At 67.3% G+C, this 24519-nt stretch carries 22 protein-coding genes; 9 read left to right on the top strand and 13 right to left on the bottom strand.

Annotated elements, in window-relative coordinates:
- Window positions 1-38 precede the first annotated feature (38 nt).
- Window positions 39-560, top strand: coding sequence for a DUF1993 domain-containing protein (locus VGV37_RS23395; protein WP_326882192.1), 522 nt, complete (start codon window positions 39-41; stop codon window positions 558-560).
- Between the two features lie 3 nt (window positions 561-563).
- On the opposite strand, the gene VGV37_RS23400 is transcribed toward VGV37_RS23395, so the two are convergent.
- Window positions 564-1361, bottom strand: coding sequence for a GntR family transcriptional regulator (locus tag VGV37_RS23400; RefSeq protein WP_326882193.1), 798 nt, complete (start codon window positions 1359-1361; stop codon window positions 564-566).
- A gap of 62 nt (window positions 1362-1423) precedes the next feature.
- On the opposite strand from VGV37_RS23400, the gene VGV37_RS23405 reads away from it, so the two are divergent.
- From VGV37_RS23405 to VGV37_RS23435, 7 genes are read left to right on the top strand one after another with little or no spacing between them, the layout of a single operon-like run.
- A complete protein-coding gene (locus tag VGV37_RS23405; protein ID WP_326882194.1) occupies window positions 1424-2701 on the top strand; it encodes a M20 family metallopeptidase in 1278 nt (425 codons plus the stop codon).
- A 34-nt stretch (window positions 2702-2735) separates the two neighbouring features.
- On the top strand, window positions 2736-4298 hold the full coding sequence (locus VGV37_RS23410) for an ABC transporter substrate-binding protein (protein ID WP_326882195.1): 1563 nt from the start codon (window positions 2736-2738) through the stop codon (window positions 4296-4298).
- A 15-nt stretch (window positions 4299-4313) separates the two neighbouring features.
- Entirely contained in the window at window positions 4314-5261 is a 948-nt protein-coding gene (locus VGV37_RS23415) for an ABC transporter permease (protein ID WP_326882196.1), read from the top strand.
- Window positions 5254-6078 carry an ABC transporter permease gene (locus VGV37_RS23420; RefSeq protein WP_326882197.1) on the top strand — a complete coding sequence of 275 codons (825 nt, stop codon included), beginning with the start codon at window positions 5254-5256 and terminating at the stop codon, window positions 6076-6078. Before VGV37_RS23415 ends, VGV37_RS23420 begins: the two co-directional genes overlap by 8 nt.
- 4 nt (window positions 6079-6082) lie before the next feature.
- On the top strand, window positions 6083-7726 hold the full coding sequence (locus VGV37_RS23425) for an ABC transporter ATP-binding protein (protein WP_326882198.1): 1644 nt from the start codon (window positions 6083-6085) through the stop codon (window positions 7724-7726).
- Entirely contained in the window at window positions 7723-8946 is a 1224-nt protein-coding gene (locus VGV37_RS23430) for a M20 family metallopeptidase (RefSeq protein WP_326882199.1), read from the top strand. The genes VGV37_RS23425 and VGV37_RS23430 overlap by 4 nt, the downstream gene beginning before the upstream one ends.
- A gap of 55 nt (window positions 8947-9001) precedes the next feature.
- On the top strand, window positions 9002-9685 hold the full coding sequence (locus VGV37_RS23435; protein WP_326882200.1) for a tetratricopeptide repeat protein: 684 nt from the start codon (window positions 9002-9004) through the stop codon (window positions 9683-9685).
- Here the strand turns inward: VGV37_RS23435 and VGV37_RS23440 are convergent.
- The 11 genes from VGV37_RS23440 to VGV37_RS23490 all read right to left on the bottom strand — a co-directional run bounded on the left by VGV37_RS23440 (window position 9635) and on the right by VGV37_RS23490 (window position 20215).
- A complete protein-coding gene (locus tag VGV37_RS23440) occupies window positions 9635-10381 on the bottom strand; it encodes a hypothetical protein (protein ID WP_326882201.1) in 747 nt (248 codons plus the stop codon). The genes VGV37_RS23435 and VGV37_RS23440 overlap by 51 nt on opposite strands.
- A gap of 21 nt (window positions 10382-10402) precedes the next feature.
- Entirely contained in the window at window positions 10403-12166 is a 1764-nt protein-coding gene (locus tag VGV37_RS23445) for an ABC transporter substrate-binding protein (RefSeq protein WP_326882202.1), read from the bottom strand.
- Between the two features lie 51 nt (window positions 12167-12217).
- Window positions 12218-12496 carry a DUF2160 domain-containing protein gene (locus VGV37_RS23450; RefSeq protein ID WP_326882203.1) on the bottom strand — a complete coding sequence of 93 codons (279 nt, stop codon included), beginning with the start codon at window positions 12494-12496 and terminating at the stop codon, window positions 12218-12220.
- An 11-nt stretch (window positions 12497-12507) separates the two neighbouring features.
- Entirely contained in the window at window positions 12508-13311 is an 804-nt protein-coding gene (locus VGV37_RS23455) for a carbohydrate ABC transporter permease (protein ID WP_326882204.1), read from the bottom strand.
- Window positions 13311-14201, bottom strand: coding sequence for a sugar ABC transporter permease (locus VGV37_RS23460; RefSeq protein WP_326882205.1), 891 nt, complete (start codon window positions 14199-14201; stop codon window positions 13311-13313). Before VGV37_RS23460 ends, VGV37_RS23455 begins: the two co-directional genes overlap by 1 nt.
- Window positions 14198-15274 (bottom strand): ABC transporter ATP-binding protein, encoded by a 1077-nt coding sequence (locus tag VGV37_RS23465; protein ID WP_326882206.1) that lies wholly within the window; start codon window positions 15272-15274, stop codon window positions 14198-14200. Before VGV37_RS23465 ends, VGV37_RS23460 begins: the two co-directional genes overlap by 4 nt.
- Window positions 15274-16362 carry an ABC transporter ATP-binding protein gene (locus VGV37_RS23470; protein WP_326882207.1) on the bottom strand — a complete coding sequence of 363 codons (1089 nt, stop codon included), beginning with the start codon at window positions 16360-16362 and terminating at the stop codon, window positions 15274-15276. The genes VGV37_RS23465 and VGV37_RS23470 overlap by 1 nt, the downstream gene beginning before the upstream one ends.
- Window positions 16359-17882, bottom strand: coding sequence for a glycerol-3-phosphate dehydrogenase (gene glpD / locus VGV37_RS23475; protein WP_326882208.1), 1524 nt, complete (start codon window positions 17880-17882; stop codon window positions 16359-16361). The genes VGV37_RS23470 and glpD overlap by 4 nt, the downstream gene beginning before the upstream one ends.
- A gap of 129 nt (window positions 17883-18011) precedes the next feature.
- Window positions 18012-18821, bottom strand: coding sequence for a DeoR/GlpR family DNA-binding transcription regulator (locus VGV37_RS23480; protein WP_326882209.1), 810 nt, complete (start codon window positions 18819-18821; stop codon window positions 18012-18014).
- A 19-nt stretch (window positions 18822-18840) separates the two neighbouring features.
- Window positions 18841-19470: a 2OG-Fe(II) oxygenase family protein gene (locus tag VGV37_RS23485; RefSeq protein ID WP_326882210.1), complete on the bottom strand. Its 630-nt coding sequence runs from the start codon at window positions 19468-19470 to the stop codon at window positions 18841-18843.
- Window positions 19471-19576: 106 nt separating this feature from the next.
- On the bottom strand, window positions 19577-20215 hold the full coding sequence (locus VGV37_RS23490; protein WP_326882211.1) for a TetR/AcrR family transcriptional regulator: 639 nt from the start codon (window positions 20213-20215) through the stop codon (window positions 19577-19579).
- A gap of 132 nt (window positions 20216-20347) precedes the next feature.
- On the opposite strand from VGV37_RS23490, the gene VGV37_RS23495 reads away from it, so the two are divergent.
- Window positions 20348-21871 carry an FAD-dependent monooxygenase gene (locus VGV37_RS23495; protein WP_326882212.1) on the top strand — a complete coding sequence of 508 codons (1524 nt, stop codon included), beginning with the start codon at window positions 20348-20350 and terminating at the stop codon, window positions 21869-21871.
- Between the two features lie 27 nt (window positions 21872-21898).
- Here VGV37_RS23495 and VGV37_RS23500 read toward each other — a convergent pair whose 3' ends face one another.
- Window positions 21899-24514, bottom strand: coding sequence for an AMP-binding protein (locus VGV37_RS23500; protein WP_326882213.1), 2616 nt, complete (start codon window positions 24512-24514; stop codon window positions 21899-21901).
- Window positions 24515-24519 lie beyond the last annotated feature (5 nt).

Raw genomic sequence — 24519 nt, forward strand, 5'->3', positions numbered from 1 at the left:
CGCGGCGCACAAGCGCAAAACGGAGAGGCGAACCAACCATGGCGATTTCGCTCTATGACGGAAGCGTAACGAGCTACCTGCAGATCCTGGATGCCGTCCAGGGCTATCTCGACAAGGGCCTGACCCATTGCCAGGTCAACGACATCGACCCGACGGAGATCGTCGAGTCGCGCATCTTCCCCGACATGCTTCCCTTCCGGTTCCAGGTGCAGTCCGTCGCTTTCCATTCCCTGGGGGCGATCGAGGCGATCAAGAGCGGCGTCGTCGGCATGCCGGGTCCACGGCCGGCCCACGACTATGCCGGGCTGCAAGGCTTGATCGCAGACGCGCGCGAGGCGTTGCGTCGGGTGACACCGGAAGAGATCGAGGCGCGCGAAGGCGCCGACGTGGTCTTCGAGGCGCGCGGCCTTCGGCGCGTGTTCACCGCCGAGGGGTTCCTCACGTCCTTTTCCTTGCCCAATTTCCATTTCCACGCCACGACCGCCTACAACATCCTGCGGTCCAAGGGCGTGCCGGTGGGCAAGTTCGACTATGTCGGCGCGCTGCGCCTGAAACCCTAGGCCCTACCGGATCTCGTTGACGTAGCGATGGTCCGCCGTGACGGCCCGGTGGATCGCGAAAATGGTCGCCTCGCCCGACTGGTCGTAGGCGACCTCCTCGATCTTGAGCACGGCTGCGGGCGCTGACAGGCCGAGCAGCGTCAGGTCGTCGGTGTCGGCCAACTCGGCGGAAACCTGTTCCCGCACGGCCGAGATGCGGATGCCGTAGCGTTCCAGCAGGAACAGGTAGAGCAGTTCGGGCACCTGGTCCGGCTTCTGCGGAAAGTCCGGAATCCGGGCGCCGGGCAGGGTGAAGCGGTCATGCATGACGACGCGACCGGCGACCTCGCGCGTCCGATGCAGCCGCAGGACGGGCGCGGCAGGTTCGATCGCCAGGGCGGTGCTCTCCTCCTCCGTTGCCGGCCCGATCGTGAGGGCGAGGACGCGGGCGACCGAGCGTACCAGGGCGCCGTCCAACCCATGCAGCCGGAAATACTGGAAGAAATAGCGCAGGCTGTGATGCGGCGTCCGCCCGGTCACCACGGTCCCGGTCTTGCGGCGTCGGCTCAGCAGCCCCTCCGCCGTCAGGTCCATCAGCGCGCGGCGCACGGTGCCGACCGCGACGCCGAACAGCTGGGCCAGCGCAACCTCTCCGGGCAACACGGTGCCGGGCGTCCATTTGCCCAGAAGAATGGCTTCTGAAATCTGCCGCTTCACACCCTCGTAAAGCGGTGCCGCCGCTTGCTGACTCAGCCGCCGGATCGGAGAGCGCGTCGGCTTCGGCTTGGCCGTCGGCTGATTTTTATCGTTGACAAGGGTCATCGACTGCCTTTCTCATTTCTATATAGATTATATAAATCACCCGGATTTGAAAGAGGCTTCGCGTGGTACTGGCGGCAAGCGATCGCATCGGGCAGGCCCTGGATCTCGTCGGTTCCGACGAGGCTGCGATCGTGCGCGACCTGGGTCGCCTGCTCGCCGTCGACACCTCGTTCCCGCCGGGCGACGGTTATGGTGCCTTGGCCGATCTGGCGGAAGATCTGGTGGCGCCTTTGGGATTTTCCTGCAGCCGCGTTTCGGTGCCGGACGCGCTGTGGTCGACCCCGGCCGGTGGAGCGCACGGCGAACGGGTCAACCTGATCGCGTCGCGACCCAGCGGCCTGCCGATCTGCAGCCTGTATTTCCACGTCGACACCGTGCCGCCCGGCGAGGGCTGGACCCGACCGCCGCTCGCCTTGGCCCAGGTCGATGGCCGGCTCTACGGGCGCGGCGCCGCGGACATGAAGGGGACGATCGCGGCGACCCTCGCCGCCTTGCGGGCACTCGAGCGGACCGGCTCGCCGCTGCGGTTCGAGCCGCGCCTGCTGTTCTGCACCGACGAGGAGGGCGGCCTCTATCCCGGCATCCGTTATCTGGCGGAACAGGGGCTGGTCGAGGGTCACCTGTTGAGCTTCAACGGCGGTGCGGCGCCCCGGATCTGGGCCGGCTGCTTCGGCAGCATCGACCTGCTGGTCCGCATCCGCGGCCGCGGCGCCCATTCCGGCGAGCCGGTCGGCGGGATCAACGCGGTCGAAGAGGCGATCCCGTTGCTGAACGCCTTGATGGCGCTCAAGGGACGGGTCGAGCGACGGGTCTCGGCCATGCCATCCCCGCCGCATTACGACGGCAGCCCGCTGCACGGCCGCCTGACCATCGCGGCGCTGCACGGCGGACAGAAGGGCTCGTCGCTGCCTGCGGCGTTCGAGATCCTGGTCAACCGGCGCTATGCACCGGAAGAGGATTTCCCCGAAGTGCTGGCCGAACTCGAGGCGACGGTCCGCGACGTCATGGCGCCGACGCAGGTGCTGGACGTCGAAACCCATGTCATCGGCCATCTGGCGCCGGTCTCCGATCCGACCGGTCCCCATTGGCCGCGCTGGCAGGCGGCGCTTGGACGTGGCTTCGGCTTCGCGCCGGAGGAATTCCGCGCCTGGGGCTCGTCCAGCAGTTCGGACATGGGCTTCGTCCAGCAGGCCGGCATTCGCGAGATCCTGCTGGGGGGCCTTGGCCGGCCCGACAACAACATCCATGCACCGGACGAATTCACGACCATGGCGGACGTCGTCGCATTGGCGCGATCCATCCTGGCCTATCTCAGCGGCGATTTCGAAGCGCAGGTCTGATCGACCACGGCACAACCAGGGCGAGGGCAACGGCATGTTCACATTCGCTGAGACCGATCGGCGGCGTTTCATCGCGGGGGCGACCGCACTGGGCGCCTTGTCCCTGCCGCTCGGCCGCGCGTTGGCCGCCGTGCCGAAGCGCGGCGGCACCCTGCGCGTCAGCGTCGACCAGGCCGTCACCAAGCTCAACCCGCTGCAGACCCGGGTCAATTGCGAGTACCTGGTGGCGGAGCTGCTGTACAGCGGCCTGACCCGGCTCGGCGTCAACATGGCGGCGGAGCCGGATCTCGCGCGCTCCTGGTCCTACAATGCGGATCTGACCGAGTGGACCTTCACGCTGCGCGACGGCGTCCTGTTCCATGACGGCACGCCCTGCACGTCGGCCGACGTGGTCGCCAGCTTCGAAGCGATCCTCGACCCGAAGACCGCCTCGCCCGCGCTGCAGAACGTCGGCCCGATCGCCCAGGTGACGGCGCCGGACAAGACCACGGTGGTGTTCAAGCTGTCCGCCCCGTTCGCCGACCTGCCGGTGACGCTCGCCTACACCAACGCCAAGATCATTCCGGCCGCGATCGCCAAGTCCGGGCTGGCGCGGCTCGACCAGCAAGCGGTCGGCACCGGCCCGTTCAAACTGGTGTCGTTCGAGCCGGAACGGCTGGTCGTGGTCGCACGCAACGACGCGTTCTACGACAAGGCGCGCCCCTACCTCGACCGGATCGAGGTGGTGGTCTACCCCGACACCACGGCCGAGGGGTCGGCGCTGATTTCCGGCGACACCGACCTGATGTCGACGGTGCAACCGACTGAATATGCCCGGCTCAAGAGCTCGGACGGGGTCAACGCGCTGCGCGTGCCGTCGGGCCAGTTCTGCAACATCATCCTCGGCTGCAACCAGAAGCCGTTCGACGACGTCCGCGTCCGCAAGGCGCTGGCGCTCACCATCGACCGGGCGACGATGGTCGATTTCGTGGTCGAGGGCTACGGCACGCCCGGCAATGATTCGCCGCTCAGCAGCGCCTATCGCTTCTATGCCGACCAGCCGCTGGCGAAGCCCGACATCGCCCAGGCGAAGCAGCTGCTGGCCGAGGCGGGCTATCCCTCCGGCCTGACGGCAACCCTGATCGCCTCCGACAAGCCGTCGGTCCGTACCCAGCTGGCGGTCGCCGTGCGCGAAATGGCAAAGCCGGCCGGCTTCACCATCGACGTGCAGACCATGCCCCACAGCACCTACCTGGATCAGGTCTGGAAGAAGGGGCCGTTCTACGTCGGCTTCTACAACATGCAGGCGACGGCGGACGCGATCTTCTCGCTGCTCTTCACGTCGACCGCCGCGTGGAACGAGACCCATTGGAACAATGCCGGTTTCGACAAGTTGGTCGGCGAGGCGCGCACCACGACCGACGAGGCCAAGCGGCGCGCGCTCTATGCCGATGCGCAGAAGATGATGCATGACGAGGTGCCGTCGATCATCCCGGTCTTCTTCGATCTGCTGGGCGCGCAGCGCGACTATGTGATGGGCTATCGCCTGCATCCGCGCGGCGCCGTGTTCCGACTGGACTATGTCTCGCTCGGCGAAGGCGCGCCCAAGCGTGGCTGAACCGGCGCACGCATCATGTCGCTGAGCTATCTGCTGAAACGGTGCGGCCTCACCGCCTATACGCTGGTCGTCGTGTCGCTGATCGTGTTCGCCGTGACCCAGGTGCTGCCCGGCGATGCCGCGACCATGTTGCTGGGCGAGAACGCGACGCCGGCGGCATTGGCGGCGATCCGCGACCGGCTGGGCCTCGACGCGCCGGTCTGGGTCCAGTACGGCCATTGGCTGCTGGGCGTGCTGCATGGCGACTTCGGCACGTCGCTCCGCACCGGGCAACCGGTCGGGCCGGTCATGATCGAGGCGCTCGGCCGGTCGCTGCTGCTGGCGGTGCTGGCGATCGGCTTCATGCTGACGCTGGCCGTCCCGCTCGGCGTGTTGGCCGCGGTCCGGCGCGGCCGGGCGGCCGACCTCCTGGTCAGCCTCGTGTCCTATGTCGGCGTGTCGCTGCCGGAATTCGTCACCGCCACCCTGTTCGGCCTGCTGTTCGCCGATTGGCTGCAATGGTTGCCGGCGACCGGCTATGTGCCGATGACCGAGAATCCGGCCAAGAGCCTCCAGCACCTGGTGCTGCCGGTGCTGACCGTTTCCGTCATCCTGATCGCCCATGTCTCGCGCATGGTGCGCTCGGAACTGGTCGACGTGCTGCACACGGACTATATCCGCGCCGCGCGGCTGAAGGGGCTGTCGGCCCGCGCGGTGCTGCTGAAGCATGGCTTGCGCAACGCGTTGCTGCCGACGATTACGATCGTGGCGCTCGACGTCGGCTACCTGCTGGGCGGCGTGATCGTGGTCGAGGAGATCTTTGCGCTGCCCGGCATCGGCCGGCAGCTGATCGTCGCGATCGAGGCCCGCGACCTGCCGGCGATCCAGGCCGGCGCGCTCATCATGGCGGCGACCTATTCCGTCGTGAATTTCGCGGCCGACCTCGCCTATGCCGCGCTCGACAAGAGGATCCAGTATGACTGAGCTCTTCCGCCGGCTGCTGCGCACGCCGCAGGGCGCGCTGGGCACCGGCATCGTCCTCCTGGTCGTGGCGCTGATCCTGATCGGCCCGGTCGCCGCCCCGCACGATCCCGATGCCATGGCGCCGCTCGCGCGCTACAAGGGACCCAGCCTGCAATATTGGCTCGGCACCGACCAATATGGCCGCGACACCTTGAGCCGGCTGCTCTACGGCGCGCGGGCGACCGTGGTCATGGCGTTCCTGGCGACGGCCCTGGGCTCCATCGTCGGCGCCGTCATCGGTACCTTGTCGGCCTTCCTCGGCGGTCGCGCGGACGAGGCGATCATGCGGACGGTCGATGCCGTGATGTCGATCCCCAGCCTGCTGTTCGCCCTGCTGATCGCCAACCTGCTGGGCAAGAGCAGCCTGGACGCGGTCATGGCGATCGGCATCGCGTTCGCGCCCGGCATGGCGCGCATCACGCGCAGCGTGGCGCTGACCGTGCGCAAGCAGGACTATGTCCATGCCGCGATCGCGCGCGGCGAGGGCGGCGGCTATATCGTGCTGCGTGAGATGCTGCCGAACGTGATCGCCCCGATCATCGTCGAGGCGACCCTGCGCGTCGCCTTCGCGGTCATGCTGTTTGCGACCTTGAGTTTCCTGGGCCTGGGCGCCCAGCCGCCGGCACCGGAATGGGGCCTGATGGTCGCCGAAGCCCGCCGCTTCATGCATCTCAGCCCTTGGATGATCCTGTGGCCCAGCATCGCGATCGCGCTGGTCGCCATCGGCTTCAACCTGCTGGGCGACGGGCTGCGCGATGCCCTCAATCCGAGGACCTGAGGCCGTGCCGCCCGTCCTCGAGGTCTCGAACTACACGCTCGACTATGCGACGCCGCGCGGGGTCAACCGGGCGCTGGACGCGATCGACCTCGCGATCGACCGTGGCGAAGCCCTGGGCCTGGTCGGCGAATCCGGGTCGGGCAAGACGTCGCTCGCCTGGGCGATCATGCGCTACCTGCCGAAGAACGCGCGGGAGCCGGGCGGCAGCATCAGGCTTGCCGACGAGGAATTGACGACCAAGACTCCGGCCGAGATCGGGGCCATCCGCGGGCGGCGGATCGGCATGGTGTTCCAGGATCCGGGCACCTCGCTCAACCCGACCCTGCCGCTCGGCGAGCAATTGGCCGAGGTGCTGGTGCGCCATCGCGGCCTGACCCGACGCCAGGCCTGGGTCGAGGGCGAGGCGATGCTGGCGCGGGTCGGGCTGAAGCAGCCGGCCCAGATGATGCGACGCTATCCCCACGAGGCCTCGGGCGGCGAGAAGCAGCGGGTGGTCATCGCCACCGCCTTTGCCTGCGCGCCCGAATGCATCCTGTTCGACGAGCCGACCACGGCGCTCGACGTCATCACCGCGCGCCAGATCCTGGACCTGTTCGCCGAACTGCAGGCCGAGACGTCGGTCGCCTCGCTCTACATCTCCCACGACCTGGCGCTGGTCTCCCAGATCGCCCATCGGGTCGCCGTCATCCATCGCGGCCGGATCGTCGAGCAAGGCACGGCGGCCGAGATCTTCACGAACCCGCGGGACGATTATACCCGGCGCCTGATCGCCGCCGTGCCGAACCCGCGCCACCGCCTGTCGGGCGTTGCGCCTGTCTCGACCGCTGCGCCGCTGGTCGAGGCCAAGTCGGTCAGCGTGCATTATGGCCGGACGTCGCGGCTCGCGCGGCTGATGGGCCGTGCCCGCGAACGGATCGTCGGCAATCGGGCCGTCAGCCTGTCGGTCCATCCCGGCGAGATCCTCGGCATCGTCGGCGAATCCGGGTCGGGCAAATCGACCCTGGCCAAGGCCTTGACGGGCCTCAACCCGTTCACCGGCGAGATCCGGTTCGACGGCCGCCGCATCGGCAGCGCCGCCGACATGGACCGGGCCTATCGCCGCAACGTCCAGATCATCTTCCAGCACCCCGACGCCTCGCTCAACCCGCGCCAGCGTATCGGCGAGATCCTGTCCCGGCCGTTGGCGCTCTATGGCGGTCACGAAGGCTCGCGCGACGCGGCCGTCGCCCGGCTGCTGGAGCAGGTGCGCCTGCCCGCCGACTATGCCCGCCGCCATCCGCACGAGCTGTCGGGCGGCGAGAAGCAACGCGTGGCGATCGCGCGCGCCTTCGCGTCCAATCCGCGCCTCGTCATCTGCGACGAGATCACCTCGGCGCTCGACGTCTCGGTCCAGGCCTCGGTGGTCGAACTGCTGCTCGACCTGCAGCGGCGCCACGGCACGGCCTATCTGTTCATCACCCACGACATCAACCTGGTGCGCCAGATCGCGCACCGGATCGCGGTCATGTATCGCGGCGACCTGGTCGAACTGCTCGGCATCGACGAACTCGAAACCGGACCGAAGCATCCCTATACGCGCACCCTCATCGCAGCGGTGCCCCAGCCGGCCGGAACGGCCGGTACCATCCCGGAAGGATCTGAGACATGACGATGGATCGCGATGCGCTGCTGGCGCGGCTCGACGAAAAGGCCAGCCTCGATTTCCTGGCCGAGATGGCGCGGCACAAGAGCTATTCCGAGACCGAGGGCGAGCGCGTGCTGGCCCGCTTCATGGTCGAGCGGATGCGCGCGTTGGGGATCGAGGCCGACACGACGCCGGTGCCGGGCGACCGGGTCAACGCCATCGGCACCTGGCGCGGCACCGGCGGCGGCCACAGCCTGCTGTTCAACGGCCATCTCGATACCAACCCGGTGACCGAGGGCTGGACCGTCGATCCCTGGGGCGGGCTGGTCGATGACAAGTTCATCTATGGCATCGGCGTCTCGAACATGAAGGCGGGCGACGCTGCCTATTTCTGCGCGGTCAAGACGCTGATCGACGCCGGCGTGAAGCTCAAGGGCGACGTGGTGCTGACCTATGTGGTCGGCGAGCTTCAAGGCGGCGTCGGCACGCTCGCCGCGATCCGCCAGGGCGTGCGGGCGGATTATTTCATCAACAGCGAGCCGACCGACCTGCAGGCGCTCACCATGCATGCGGCGGCTTTCACCTTCATCATCGAGCTGACCGGCATCACCCGGCACCTGTCCAAGCGGGAAGCGGCGCTGGATGCGATCCTGGTCGCCTGCGACCTCATTCCGCGCCTCAACGGCATGACGTTCAGCGGCGCGCGCAGCGACGAGCATCGCTCGATCAACCGGGTCCATGTCGGCGTCGTCCACGGCGCGCTGGGGCAGGAGCTGCACGAATGGCGCCCGCCGCAGGTCGCGGATTTCGTGCGCATCAAGGGCTCCGGCCGCTATGCACCGGGCCAGAGCGAGAGCCAGGCGCTCGCTGACCTGCGCCGGGAACTCGACGCGCTCGAGGCCCGCTTCCCCGGCCTCAAGGCGACGGTCCGGTCGGAACAGGTCGAAGGCCGTCCGGTCATGCCGGCCTTCGAGGTCGCGAAGGACGCGCGGATCGTGCGGACGGTCAATGCCGCCTACGAAAAAATCCGCGGACAGCCCCAGCCGACCGGCGCCATCGCGCCGCCCTGCTTCTACGGCACCGATGCCGGCCACCTCTATCAAGAGCTGGGCATGGAAGGCATCGTGTGCGGCCCGGGCGGCCGCTTCAACACCATGCCGGACGAGCGGGTCGACATCCCCGATTTCCTCGACATGATCCGCATCTACATGCTGGCGATCCTGGATATCTGCGAGATCGCCTGACAAGGGTCTCACCCTCGGCTAGGGTCGTTGCGGTCTTCCGTTTTCCGGTTCCGCCATGTCCCCTGCCTCCGATGGATCGCCGACCGACCCGGCCCCGGCGATCGGCCGCGCCCGCCGGGCCGTGGCGCAGTCGCCAGACGCGCCGGAGCCGCTGTTTCGCCTGTGCGCCCTGCTGCTGCGGCAGGGCGATGCGTCGGCCAACGCGCTGCTGCCGCGGCTCGAGGCGTTTCGCCACTATGCCGCCGGTTGGCTGCACCTGGGCGAGGCGCTGTTCGCCGCCCGGCAGATCGAGGGCGCCGCCGTCGCCTTCGCCCGGGCACAGGCGGCGGAACCGGGCAATGCCGCCGGCCATTTCGGTCAGGGCCGGTGCCTGCGCGAACGCGGCCGGCTGCAGGAGGCCGCTACCGCCTTCGAACAGGCGGCGACGCTGCAGCCGCGCTTCGCCCAGGCCTGGTTCGCGCTGGGGCTGGTGCGGGACGATCTGCGGGACGCGGGTGCCGCCGACGCCTATGGCCGGGCGCTCGACGCTGATCCCACCTTGCACGAGGCGGCGCTCAATCTCGGCATTGCGCGTCAGGAAACGGGCGATCTCGACGGTGCGCTCGACGCCTATGGCCGGGCACTGCGGACCCGGCCCGAGGCGCTGGGTCGGATTGCCCATGCGCTCTCGTCCAGCCCGACCGGTTGCCTATTCCTCGACCCCGCCGACCTGCACCGGGCCCTGCTCGACCGCGCCTGACCGCCGGGCGCGATAGCGCTTGCGATAGACGCCCGGCCCCGACAGCAGGGCCGTCGCCACCTGGTCGTAGCGCTCGACCGCCGGCGGATCCATCGCTTCGTGCACCAGCTCGAGCGGCTGGCGCGGCACCGGGAAACATTGCGCGATCGGCGTACCGCGCGGCAGGACACCCTCGAACGCCGGGTCGGTCCAGGTCGCCGGAAACAGGATGCCGATGTCGCTGAACCGGTCGGCATCGACCAGCCCGGTCAGCAGCCGGAACGGCAGGTCCATGCGGTTCGCCGGGTGCAAGGCGAACAGCGACCAGCCCGGCTCCAGCTCGACGGTCCAGAAGCTGTTGAACTTGACGATCATCCGGTCGGGATCGTGGAACGGCGAGCCTTCCAGCTGCGCCGGCACATGAAAGCTAAAGGGTGCCCGTGGATGGAGCCGGCTCGCGAGCGGCGGCAGGTCCCAGTGCCAGGACAGGCGGCCGCGGCTGACCGTGACGTCGCACGGCAGCGGAATGACGAAGCCGTGGGCCATGGCATCGACGAACGGCGGGCATTGCTTGACCGTGCGCAGATCCTGGCCGTGCGCCCCGGAAAAGGCGGTCCGCGGCATCGCCCGCAGCCAGTCGGGCAGGGCCTCCCGCGCCGGCATCGGGCGCGGGAGGATCTCGACCAGGGCCGGATCGCAGCGAAACACGATCCTCATCGTTCCGGCCCCCGTTTCAGATCAAGCCTTCTTGGGCGGCGTCGCCGGCCAGCTCTTGATCAGCGTATCGTAATCGACCGTCTCGCCCTTGGGCTTTTCATTGGCGAGCTTGCGTTGCGGCGCCAGATTGCCGTCCTTCTCGGCCTGGGCATACCAATATTCGGCGGTCTCCGGCTTGTTGAGCTTGGGACCCAGCTTGCCCTGGACGCCCGACCGCTCGATCCGCTCCATGATCGCGTCCTGGTCGCGCGCCAGCCCGTCCATCGCCTGCTGCGGCGTCACCTGGCCGGAGATGGCGTTCGACACGTTCTGCCACCAGACCTGTGCCATCTTGCCGTAGTCCGGCACGTTGACGCCGGTCGGCGTCCATTGCTTGACGGCCGGGCTGCGGTAGAATTCGACGAGGCCGCCCAGCTTGGGGGCAAGGTCGGTCGCGGCCTGGGTCCAGACGTCGCTGGTCCGGATCAGATGGTTCGAAACGACGAACTTCTTCAGGCTGACCGTCTTGGACGTGCAGAATTGGGCATAGAGCCAGCCGGCCTTGACCTTTTCGAGCGGCGCGTATTTCAGCATGGTCCAGCAGCCGCAATCCTGGTAGCCGAGCTTCATGCCCTCCTTCCAGTAGGCGCCATGCGGCGACGGTGCCATGCGCCATTTCGGCGTGCCGTCCGGGTTCATGACCGGCAGCTTCGGATCGGACAGGGCCGAGGTGAAGGCGCTGTACCAGAACATCTGCTGGGCGATATGGCCCTGGCCCGGCACGGGACCCGCTTCGAGGAAATCCATGCCGGCGGCTTCGGGCGGGGCGTATTTCTTCAGCCACTCGACGTATTTGGTCAGCGCATAGACCGCGGCGGGGCCGTTCGCGTCGCCGCCGCGGGTGACGGACGATCCGCGCGGGATGCCGTCGGTCATGCGGATGCCCCACTCGTCGACCGGCTTGCCGTTCGGCAATCCGCGATCGCCTGCACCGGCCATGGACAGCCAAGCATCGGTGAAGCGCCAGCCGAGCGACGGGTCCTTCTTGCCATAGTCCATATGGCCATAGACGCGCACGCCGTCGATGTTCTTCACGTCGTTGGTGAAGAATTCGGCGATGTCCTCGTAGGCCGACCAGTTGACCGGCACGCCCAGGTCATAGCCGAACTTCTGCTTGAACTGCGCCTGCAGCTCCGGCCGTTTGAACCAGTCGTACCGGAACCAGTAGAGGTTCGCGAACTGCTGGTCCGGAAGCTGGTACAGCTTGCCGTCGGTGAAGGTGCCGAACGACAGGCCCATGAAGTCAGGCAGGTCGAGATGGGGGTTGGTGAAATCCTTGCCGTCGCCGGCCATGAAGTCGGTCAGCGAGCCGCCGACGATGTCCTGGTAGCGCGGATGGGTGCCGATGAAATCCGAATCGTTCATCCAGAAATCGTAGATCGGCCGGCCCGACTGCATCTCGACCTCGATTTTGTCGACCAGCAGGCCCTCGTCCATCATGTCGTGGTTGACCTTGATGCCGGTGATGTCGGCAAAGGCCTTGGTCAGGGTCTTCGATTCATAGTCATGGACCTTCAGGATCTCGGAGACGCAGCTGACCTGCAGGCCCTTGAACGGCTTCGATGCGTTGATGAACCATTCCATCTCGGCCATCTGCTCGTCCTTGGACAGGCTCGACGGCTGGAATTCGGAATCGACCCATTTCTTCGCGGCATCGACCTGCTGGGCGTGGCTGACCCCGCTCTTCAACAGAAGGCCGACACCGACGGTGGCGGCACCACCCTTCAGAACGTCACGACGCTTCATTCTCGTTCCCTCCCAATTGACCGCAGCATTGCCGGCTGCAGACCGGTTTCGTCAGGCAAAGCGAAACATTGCGATCCCGAAAAGAATGGCAGCCACCAATGGATACCACAGGGTTTCTCCGCCGAACCGCATGTAGGCAATGAAGATGTAGGCGGAACCGACCAGGCTCACGAACAGCCGGTCGCCGCGCGTGGTCGGAAAGCGCAGGATGCCGCGACGCGGCACCTCCGGGCGATAGATCGCGAGCAGGGTCAGGACGACCAGGGCCGCGACGATCAGGCCGAAGAACAGGATCGTCTGCCACGTCCAGGCCATCCACACCGTATCCATGGCGGCGCTCCCTAGACGCGGCCAAGGGCAAAGCCCTTGGCAATGTGGTTGCGCACGAACCAGATGACGATGGCGCCCGGGATCATGGTCAGCACGCCGGCCGCGGCCAGCAGGCCCCAGTCCATGCCGGCGGCGCTGTAGGCACGGGTCATGACCGCGACGATCGGCTTGGCGTCGACCGTGGTGAGCGTGGTCGCCAGCAACTGCTCGACCCACGAGAACATGAAGCAGAAGAAGGCCGCGACGCCGATGCCGTTGGCGATCAGCGGCATGAATATCCTGAGGAAGAAGCGCGGGAAGGAATAGCCGTCGATCGCCGCCGTCTCGTCGATCTCGCGCGGGACGCCCGAGATGAAGCCTTCCAGGATCCAGACCGCCAGCGGCACGTTGAACAGGCAATGGGCCAATGCCACCGCCCAGACCGTGTCGAACAGCCCGACCTCGGAATAGAGGTTGAAGAACGGCATGGCATAGACCGCCGGCGGCGCCATCAGGTTCGACAGCAGCCAGAAGAACAGGTGCTTGTCGCCGATGAAGCGGTAGCGGCTGAAGGCATAGGCCGCCGGCAGCGCGATCGTGACCGAGATGACGGTATTCAAGGCCACGTAGCTCAGCGAATTGAGGAAGCCGTTGTACCAGGCCGGGTCGGTGAAGATGTGCTGGTAGTGGTCGAGCACCGGATGATGCGGCCACAGCGACAGGCCGGCGTTGATCTCGACGTTGCTCTTGAAGCTCATGTTGATGAGCCAGTAGATCGGCAGGGCCAGCGCCAGCAGGTAGAGTGCCATTCCGGCGGTGCGGAACGAGAGCTTCATCACGCCTCTCCCTTCTGGTCGGCATGGGTAGTGAAGGTGAAGAAGACCCAGCAGAGCGTGAGGGTGATCAGGTTGTAGACCAGCGACATGGCCGCCGCATTGCCCAGGTCGACCTGGCCCAGCGCGATTTTGACCAGGTCGAGCGACAGGAAGCTGGTCGCCTCGCCGGGGCCGCCGCCGGTCACGACCATCGGCTCGGTATAGATCATGAAGCTTTCCATGAAGCGCAGCAGCACGGCGATGACGAGCACCTTCTTCAGCTTCGGGAATTCGATGTTCGCGAAGATCGCCCAGCGCCGGGCCCCGTCGATGCGGGCGGCCTGGTAGAACGCATCCGGGATCGCCTTCAGGCCGGCGTAGCACAACAGCGCCACCATGGAGGTCCAGTGCCAGACGTCCATGACCACGATGGTCGACCAGGCCGAGAGCGGGTCCTGGGTGTCGTTGTAGGGGATGCCGAGCCCGTTCAACGCGGCGCCCAGCAGCCCGATGTCCTGGCGGGCGAAGATCTGCCAGATCGTGCCGACCACGTTCCAGGGAATGAGCATCGGCAGTGCTATCGCGACCAGCACGGCGCCAACCTGCCAGCCCTGGCGCGGGATGCACAGCGCCACCGCGATGCCGAGCGGAATTTCGAGCGCCAGCACGACCAGCGAAAAGAACAGGTTGCGCACCAGCGCACCGGCGAAGCGCCCGCCGATGTCGGTCGTCGGATCGAACAGGCCCTGGAACCAGCCGGCGCCGTTCCAGAAGAAATTGTTCTGGCCCATGGAATCCTGGACCGAATAATTCACCACCGTCATCATCGGGATCAGCGACGAGAACAGCACGAACACCAGGACCGGCAGGACAAACCACCAGGCGCGGTTATGGATCGGCTTGTCGTTCATGGCGCCCGACCCTCCACCCTGACGTCGTCGACATAGACATGCATGTGCGCAGGGCTGAGCGTCACCGCGGCCTCGCTGCCGTCCAGGGTCATGTCCGGCGGCACGGTCGCGATCAGCGGCCGGGACCCGAGCGTCACATGGGCCAGCCGCCGGCGGCCCAGGTCATCGATCCGGCGGACCTGCACCGGCACGCCGCCGTCCCGTGACAGCATGGCGAAGTCCGGTCGGATGCCGACCTGAATCCGCCCGGCCGGCAGCGGCGGATAGGCTTGGCCCAGCGGCAGGCGGTGGCCTTCGACCAGCGCCGTCGTGCCGTGGACCTCCGCCGGCATGAAATTCATGCCCGGCGAGCCGATGAAATAGCCGACGAACGTGTGTTCCGGCCGCTCGAACAGGTCGGCCGGCGAACCGATCTGCACCGCGCGCCCGTCGTTCATGACCACGACCCGGTCGGCGAAGGTCAGCGCTTCGACCTGGTCGTGGGTGACGTAGATCATCAGCAGGTCGAGCGCGCGATGGACGGCCTTGAGCTTCGAGCGCAATTCCCATTTCAGCGCCGGGTCGATCACCGTCAACGGTTCGTCGAACAGCACGGCCGAGACGTCGGAACGGACCAGCCCGCGGCCGAGCGAGATCTTCTGCTTGGCGTCGGCGGTCAGGTTGCGCGCGCGCCGATCGAGGTCGGCGGTCAGGTCGAGCATCGCCGCGATCTCGGCCACGCGTGCTTCGATCTGCGGCTTCGGCACCCGGCGGTTGCGCAGCGGGAACGCCAGATTCTCGGCGACCGTCATGGTGTCATAGATGACCGGGAACTGGAACACCTGGGCGATGTTGCGTTGCTCCGTCGGCAGGCGCGTCACGTCGCGCTCGTCGAACAGCAGGCGCCCCTCGGACGGGGTTACTAGGCCGGAGATGATGTTGAGCAAGGTGGTCTTGCCGCAGCCGGAGGGGCCGAGCAGCGCGTAGGCCATGCCCTGTTCCCAGACATGGTCCAGCTTCTTCAGCGCGTAATCCTGCTCGGTCCGGGGCCGGCCATAGGCGTGCGCGATGCCGTCGAGGGTGATGCGGGCCATCAGACCGTCTCCATCGCGGCCGGCAGGCCGGCGATCCGTCCGTCGGGGTCGAACACGAAGATCCGGCCGGGATCGACATGGACCTCGGCTGCCGCGCCGGGCTCCCACTCATGGACGCCGCGCACCAGGCAGACCCAGGTGGCGAGGCCGACGTCGACATGGACGAAGCTTTCCGAACCGCTGATCTCGGTCACCGAGACCCGGCCGGGAAAGCTCAGCACGCCGGGCCGCTCTCCGCCCACCGTCACGTCGTCGACGCGGAATCCCACCCGGTAGCTGCCGTCGGGCAGGTCGCCGAGCGGGCCGGCGGCCGGGATGCTGCGCCCGTCGGCCAGGGTCACGGTGGCACCGCGCTTGTCCACTATCAGCTCGTTCAGCGGTGGATCGGAAAACACGCGGGCGGCATCGATGTTGTGCGGGCGCCGGTAGACCGCGGCGGTCGGTCCGGTCTGGCTGACCCGCCCCTGCCACAGCGTCGCGGTATTGCCGCCCAGCAGCAGGGCCTCGGTCGGCTCGGTCGTGGCATAGAGCAGGATGGCACCGGATTCGGCGAAGATGCGCGGCAATTCCTCGCGCAACTCCTCGCGCAGCTTGTAGTCGAGATTGGCCAGCGGCTCGTCCAGCAGCACCAGATCGGCGCGCTTGACCAGCGCCCGGGCGATGGCGGTGCGCTGCTGCTGGCCGCCCGACAGCTGCAGGGGCGTGCGGTCGAGCATCTTTTCCAGACGCAGCAGCTTCGCCGCCTGCTGCACTCGGGCCTCGACCTCGCCCTTCGCGATCTTCGCGACCCTGAGGGGCGAGGCGATGTTCTCGTACACCGACAGGGTCGGGTAATTGACGAACTGCTGATAGACCATGGCGACCGAGCGGCGGCGTACCGGCACGCCGGTGATGTCCTTGCCGTCGAGCAGCAACCGGCCGGACGTCGGCCGGTCGAGCCCGGCCATCAGCCGCATCAGCGTGGTCTTGCCGGCCAGGGTCGGGCCCAGCAGCACGTTCATCGTCCCGCGCTCGAGCGTGAGCGAGACGTCGCGGATCACCGGGATGCCGTCGACCGTCAGGCCGAGATGGTCGAGGGCCAGGCTCATGCCGGGACCGTGGCTTCGGACAGGATACGGGCGATGGCTTCCTCCACGGCGGCCGTGTCGGCCGGCCTCATGCGCAGTCCCAGTTTCGAGCGGCGCCACAGCACGTCGTCGGCCTGGCGCGCCCATTCGTAAGTGACGAGATAGCGAAGCTCCGCCTCGGTCAGGTCCGCGCCCAGCACCGGGCCGAGGTCGGCGGTGCTCGCCGCCCCGTCGAGCAGCTTGTGAATGTCCGTGCCATAGGCGCGCAGCAGGCGCCGCAGGGTGGCGGATGCCACGAACGGATAGCGGGCGCCGGCCCGCTCGAGCTCCGCCTCGAACCCGTCGATCGGAAAATCGCCGCCGGGCAGGCTTTCCCGGCCGGTCCAGCCGGCGGTCCGGTCGGGCTTCGGCGCCGGTACGTGCGGCAGCAGCAGGTCCAGCGCCGCTTCGGCCAAGCGCCGATAGGTCGTGATCTTGCCCCCGAAGATCGACAGCAGCGGTGCGGTATCGCCGCCGCCGTCGAGCTTCAGCACATAGTCGCGCGTCGCCTCCTGGGGGGCGGTCGAGCCGTCGTCATAGAGTGGCCGGACGCCGGAATAGGTCCAGACGACCCGGTCCGGCGTCACCGGCACCTTCAGGTATTCGCTGGCGGCGGCGCAGAGATAATCGATCTCCGCCTGGCTCGCCTTCGCGTCCTTCGCGTCGCCCCTGAATTCCAGGTCGGTCGTGCCGATCAGGGTGAAGTCCCGCTCGTACGGGATCAGGAAGAAGATGCGGCCGTCGGCGTTCTGGAAGATGTAGCAGGACGCATGGTCGTAGAGCCGCGGCACGACGATGTGGCTGCCCTGGACCAGGCGGACCGCGGCCGGGACGTTGCCGCGGATGACCGATCCGGCGACGTCGGCGACCCAGGGACCGGCGGCATTGACCAGCGCCCGGGCCCTGATCGTGTAGCGCTCGTCCTTGCCCTCGTCGTGCAGGTCGAGCTGCCAGCCCCGGCCGGTGCGCTCGGCGGCGACGCAACGGGTCCGCGTCGCGATCCGCGCGCCCCTGGCCGCGGCGTCGCGGGCGTTCAGCACGACCAGACGCGAATCCTCGACCCAGCAATCGGAATATTCGAAGGCGCGGGAGAATTTCGACTTGAGCGGGCCGCCGGCCGGATCGGCATGCAGGCGCACGCTGCGGGTCGGCGGCAGGCGCTTGCGGCCGCCCAGATGATCGTAAAGGAACAGGCCCAGGCGCAGCAGCCAGGCCGGCCGCAGATCCTTGTGATGGGGCAGCACGAAGCGTAGCGGCCAGATGATGTGCGGGGCGATGCCCCACAGCACCTCGCGCTCCATCAATGCTTCGCGCACCAGGCGAAACTCGTTGTATTCCAGGTAGCGCAGGCCGCCATGGATCAGCTTGGTCGAGGCACTCGACGTGCCCGAGGCCAGGTCGCGCTGCTCGCACAGGAACACGCGCAAACCGCGTCCCGCCGCATCCCGCGCGATACCGCACCCGTTGATACCCCCACCAATAATGGCGAGGTCGAAATCCAAAGGTGCGGCGTCTCCCATCGGATACCACCCCTGCGCGTTGAACCGCGCTCTATTGCCTTCGCTTTCGACGCTATATGAAAATAAAAGGAACACGCAAGCGCGAAAACGAACATTACGGCTGCCAGCGCGTCACTCGGCCGTAGGACCCGGCTCGACCGGTCCGCCGGTCTCGATCACCGTCACCTGATGAGCCCGGCACAGTTCCGCGATCGGCCCGGCCGGCAGGCGGTCGGTCACCAGCACGTCGATCTCGGCCAGGGTCGCGATCCGTACCGGCGCCGAGCGGGCGAATTTGCTGCTGTCGGCCACGAGGATGATGCGGCGAGCGCTTTCGATGATCGCGCGCGAGACGGTCACCTCGCGGATGTCGAAGTCCAGCAAGGTTCCGTCGCCATCGATTGCCGAGGTGCCGATGACGGCGGTATCGACGCGGAATTGCCGGATCAGGTCCACGGTGCTGGCGCCGACGATGCCGCCGTCGCTCGTGCGCACGCTGCCGCCCGCGATGACCAAGTTGATGGCGCCGTTGCGATGCAGTTCCGCCGCGACGTTGAGGTTGTTGGTGATGACCAGCAGGCCGGCATGGCCCATCAGCGCGTGGGCCACTTCCTCGGTCGTCGTGCCGATGTTGATGAACAGCGACGAATCGTCCGGGATGAGCCGGGCCGCCGCCTCGCCGATCAGACGCTTGTGGGGGCCGGCCACCTGCTTGCGCGCCTCGTACCCCAGGTTCGCGACACCGGACGCGATCATGGCGCCGCCGTGGATCCGGGTCACCAGCCGCGCCTCGCTCATCTCGTTCAGGTCGCGCCGGATGGTCTGCGGCGTCACAGCGAAGCGGGCCGCCAGATCCTCGACCGTCACGCGCCCGGTCTCGCGCAGCAGGCCGACGATCTCGCTCTGGCGGCGCGACCCGATGCGCGTGCTGGCATTGTCCATGGACGGAGACCCCAGCCGATCAGAGGCCGAAATTGAAGGCGATCGAGATGCGCAATGCCGTGCCGCGATAGGGGCGCACCTGATGATAGAGCCACGACGGAAAGATGAACAGCAGGCCGGGACGCGGCTGGATCGTCTCGGCACTGCCGACCGAGGCGCCGTCCTCGCCGGCGAACTTGAGCGTCGGCGCATACATGCCCGGCCCCGGCCCGCGCGGATCCAGCATCTCGAACTCGCCGCCCAGGCTCGGGTCCGACGCGCAGCCGCCATCCTCGACGTAATAGGTGCCGGACCAGACGGAGCCAGGGTGATAGTGGCAGATGTTCGAATCGCCGGGACCGTTGACGTTGGCCCAGGCCTGCACCGTCCAGGCCGGCTGGATCGGCTTGCCGTCGCGGTCGGCGCTGAGGCGGGTGGCGACGCCTTTGGCGATCTCGATGATCTGGCGCACCGGCTCGCCGCCCCAGGTCAGGATCTCGCGGTCGGAGTGCCAGCCGCCGGCGTTCGACGCCTGCACCGACCGGGCTTCGGCGCGCCGGCGCAGGATCGCCTCGACCAGTTGCGGGTTCAGCCGGTCGGCGCCCGGCATCTCGACTGCCGCGACCGGTGTCGCAAAAAGCCCTTTAACGGCGATGTCCAGGCGAGCCATGGTGCGTTCCAGTCACGATCGAAACAGCGGGTCGATGATCCGTCTTCGCGCAATGCGGACGCCGGCGCAAGCCATCACGCCGATTTAGCTCCGAGCGGTCGAATCCTCAGGCGTAACGCGTCCCGGCCATGCCGGCGGCGACGCCGTCGAAGCCGCGATCGATCAGGTGCAGGAAGGCGGCACGGGCGTTCCCGTTCCCGTGGCCGGCCCGGCAGCAGCGCAGCCCTTCGGCATAGGCGACGCACCAGGTCGACACCAGCAGCGCCGCGGCCAGGTGCGCGGCGGCATCGTCCGCCGGCTGGTCGACGGCGACCGCGATCATGCCGGCCAGATCGGCCACGAGCGTGTCGCGCATCTCGCGCGCCCGGGCCGACAGGGTGGCGCTTCCCGCCACGGTCTGCCAGAAGCCCGCAGTGCCGGGCGTGAACTTCGCGAACGGGTGGTCCGCGTGGGCGAGGGCATGGGCCAATCCACGCAGCGCCGCGATCGGCGAACAGTCCGGCGCACGCCCCGTCAGGGCCGCGCGCGCAAGCTCGTGCCCCTCGTCCTCGCGGTCGAAATACAGATCCTCCTTGCGGGGGAAATAGTTGAACACCGTCATCTTCGACACGTTCGCCGCCTCGGCGATGTCGGCCAGGCTGACATTGTCGAAGCCGCGCGCCATGAACATCTCGGTGGCGACGTTCGACAGCACCTGCCGCGTGGCCTGCTTCTTGCGCTCGCGAAGGCCGGGTTTGTCTGTCATCTCGGGCGGTCGATCCGTTCCATCGTCGTCGGCTCCGATCATCGTGCGCCCCGCCGGCATTTGCCAACCTTGATCGTATTTTATATCAAATAAAAAATTGTACTTAGTATAAAAATATGCCAGCTTTGGCTCATGGAACAGAAGCTGACGGATGTCGTGATCGTCGGGGCCGGCCCCGTCGGTCTCATGCTCGCGATCGAATTGACCTTGGGCGGCGCGCGCGTGATCGTACTGGAGCGCCTGTCCAACCCCGATGAAACCATCAAGGCCGGCGCCATCGGCGCGCTCGCGGGCGAGGCGCTGGAGCGGCGCGGGTTCGAGCCCGCCATGGATGCCGAAGAGCGGATCATGAGCGAAACCATGGCCGCCTTGTTCAAGACGATGGCTCCGACCGCGGGACGGCCGGCGGTACGGAAGATCGGTGGTCATTTCTCCGGCCTGTTCCTGATCGACCAGACGCGCCAGCGCGAGCCGGCCCGGCGGTTGCGCGGCATCCGGCAGCAGCCGCTGGAGCAGATGCTGAATGCCAAGGCGCAGGCGCTGGGCATCGATGTCCGGCGCAATGTCGAGCTGCTGGATTTCAGCCAGGACGACAGCGGCGTCGCTGTCGTGGCCGTCGGTCCGGATGGCGAGATGCCGCTGCGCTGCCAATATCTCATCGGTTGCGACGGCGGGCGCAGCCGGGTGCGCAAGCAGGCGGGCTTCGGGTTTCCCGGCACGGACCCGACGATCACCGGATATCAGGCGCTCGTCGAGTTGGATCATCCGGAACGGTTGCTGCCGCTCGGTTGGCGGCGCACGGCCACGGGCATGCTGGCCTATGGCCCCATTCCGGGACGCATCCTCACGGTCGAGTTCGCCGGTGCGCCCGTCGATCGCGACGCGCCGGTGACCGTGGCCGAGGTGCAGGCCAGCCTGCGTCGGGTCAGCGGTGCCGACGTCACGGTAACCACGATGAAATCGGCGACGCGCTGGACCGACAACGCCCGGCAGGCGACGTCCTATCGCCAGGGCCGGGTGCTGCTGGCCGGCGATGCCGCCCATGTCCATTCGCCATTCGGCGGCCAGGGCCTGAACCTGGGGCTGCTCGACGCCGTGAACCTGGGCTGGAAGCTTGCCGCCGTCGTGCGCGGCACGATGCCGGACGGTCTGCTCGACAGCTACACCGACGAACGTCACCCGGTCGCGGTACGTGTGCTGGCCAACACGCGGGCGCAGGTGGCGCTGATGCGGCCGGACCCGCAGACGTCCGCATTGCGCGAGATCGTCGCCGACATCATGGCGCTCGACGAGGGAAACCGCTTCTTCGGCGAGATGATGAGCGGCGTTGCGATCCGTTACGACCTGGACGACCCGCATCCGCTGGTCGGCCGGATCAGCGGCGACATCGAGCTGGTCTATGACGAGACCATGCTGTTCGAGCTGATGCAGGCCGGCAATGCCGTGTTGCTCGACGCCGGCACCGGTGCGGCCTCGGCCCTGGCGGGACCATGGCAGCCGCAGGTCCGGGTCGTCCGGGTCGAACGCGGACCGTCGCTGCTGGTACGGCCCGACGGCTGCATCGCCTGGGCGAGCGAGGCGGATGCGCTGGACGGGCTGAAGGCGGCGCTGGTCCGCTGGTTCGGGGAAGGTCGGCCGCTGGAGGGAACGGCCTGATCGAAGGTCAACAGGGGTGGCGCCGCGCTACAGCGCGCCGTCTTGCGCCTCTTTGATCGAGATTATTTCGCTCACGAGCCGATCGATCTCCTGAGCGAGCATTTTGGCATGCGTGCCGCCGATGACCCGCAGATCGAGGTTGTCGGAGAAGCGCCGCCATCCGAGATCGGGAAAACGCGCCCGATCGAAGCCTGTGTCGTTCGCCGTCAGAAGGGTCATCGGGGTAGGGATCTTCCCCCTGGGGATCTCGCCGAAGGCGGTGCGTCTGAGGGTGGCGACTGCTTCGATGCGACAGCGCCGATGGGGGACATCCCATCCGATGGCCAGCAGCAGGGAAAGTTCGAGACGCAGCGCCCGAAGCCACCGATGCCGCAGCAGATAGCGCGACGTGCGGTAGGCGAGCCCGCCGAACAGGTATTTGAAGAATCCTCCCCGCGAGCCGGAGCCTTGACGCACCCTGGTCCGGAGCCCCCGAACGACATCCATTCCTTTGATTTCGCCCTCGATCACGCCATCCAGATTGATCATGCGCGCGACCCGGACGCCCGCTTGGTCGGCCAGGCGAAGAGCCTCCGCGGCGATCCGGGCGCCGTAGGAATAACCCAACACCCAGATCGGGATTTCCCCAGCAGCCTGCGACATTTCCCGAACCAGATCGTCGAACAGGCGCCCGGGCTGGAATTGGCCCCGGAGTTCTTCCCCGCCCCTTCGATAATCGACCAACCTGACATCGAAATGCTCCGAGAGCCGATGGCCCAGTTCCGATGCGGCAATGTCCGCGCCGTTGGCATAGAGGCCCGGAAAGAAAAACATCACCGGCTTTTCGACGATCGACGCCGACGGCTCGAGTTCGCCTTTCAAGGCAACGATCAGATCGCTCGGCGTGGCCGAGCGCGACAGGATGCTGAGCGGGAGGCTGCGGCCGAGCCGTTCTTCGAGCAGGGCAAAAAGGCTGAGCGCGTTCAGCGAATCGCCGCCGGAAGCCTCGAAACTTCGATCCTGATCGAATGTGCCGGGAAGAAATTTCTCCCAGGCAGCGCGCACGATGCCCATGAGGGCGGGCCGATCCCCAACCGCTGGTTCCGTGATTTTGGCGGCGTCGAGGCGCGTCCGATCGAGCATGCCTAGCGCCGCATAGTCCGTCTTGCCGGTTCCCAGCAAAGGGAGTTCCCCCACGCAGACCATTTCGGTGGGGCACATGAAGGCCGGCAGGCGCGCCAGACACCAGTCGCGGATCGCCGCCGCGGTCACGCCGCCGGACGAGGCGTCGACCCAATAGGCAACCATGGCGGCGTCGGAAACGCTCGACCTGACGATGATGGCGATCGCGGCGATCCCGGGCATCGCGGCGATGGTCGCCTCGACCGCACCGGGGTGAACGGTGTTGCCCGCGATCTTGACCTGGCGATCCTTGCGCCCGATGAAATCGAGCAGCCCGTTCGGCCGGAAACATCCGATGTCGCCGGTGTGGTAGTCGATCGCACCCGGCACCACCGCCGAGAGACGAAAGCGGGTGGCTGTCGTTTCCGGATCGCGCCAGTAGCCGCGCGCGGCGGATGTCGTCGTCACGACGATTTCGCCCGGAACGCCCTTGGGCGTCGGATGGCCGGCATCGTCGATCAGGCGAAGACCGGACTCGCTGCGCGCCCGCCCGACGGCCACGAGGTCGTTCTCGACGGCGATGGCGGGATCGACCAGCCATGACGCGTAGCTGAAAGTCTCGGTCGTCGCCACGTCGATATAGAGGCGGCAGTCGGGGGCGAAGCGGCGTCGCACCAGCGCCAGGTCGTCGGGGACGATCCGATCCCCGATCAAATGGACGACGCGCAAGGCCTCGAACCGTTCGGCAAAGTGGGCTTGTCCACCCATGACGGCCCGAAATACCGGGGGGGCCGAGTGATAGATCGTGATGCCATGCGCGTCCAGGCGGCGCCGGGCCTCGTTGGTGCCATAGCGCTTCAGATCGACGATGCACAGCCGGGCGCCGGCCAGCAAGGCAGCGAAGATATCGCGGGTTCCGGCAGAGGCGCTCGGCCGGTACAGCATGGAGATGCGATCGGCCGGCCCGATCGACAGGGCGGCGATGTAGCCGTGAATCTCCTCCACCAGATTGCCCTGGTCGTAGATCACGCCCTTGGGCCGACCCGTGCTGCCCGAGGTGTAATAGATGAAGGCCGGCGCGTCGGAACCGGCGCCCAACCGGATCTCCGGCGCAGGGCCGGGAGCGATCGGCGAAACGACCGGTATGCGGAGGAGGCTTGGCACGGCATCCGCCATGATACCGGCGCCGGCGTCGTCGACGAGCACTGCCGCAAGGCCCGCATATTCGGCGATCCGGGCATGTTGCAAGGGCGGGAACGAGGGATCGAGGGCGACATAGGGCCGCCCGCCGATCATGATGGCGACGATCGCCACGATATAGTCCGCCGCCATCGGAAGTATGAGCCCGACCGGCTGCCCGTGGGGAACCTGCGCCTCGATCCGTTGCGCCAGGCGCGCCGCTTCGGTGGCGAGCGCGCGATACGTGAGCTGGCGTGCGCCATCGTCGACCGCAATCCGGTCGCCTGCCTGGCCGGCGATGCACGACAGAATCCCAGCAATCGTCTCGTTGGTCGCCGCCGGGCCGGCATCCCTATCGGTCATCGGCT

It is taken from the genome of Aliidongia sp. (assembly GCF_035943795.1).
In the GTDB taxonomy this organism is placed as follows: Bacteria; Pseudomonadota; Alphaproteobacteria; order ATCC43930; family CGMCC-115725; genus Aliidongia.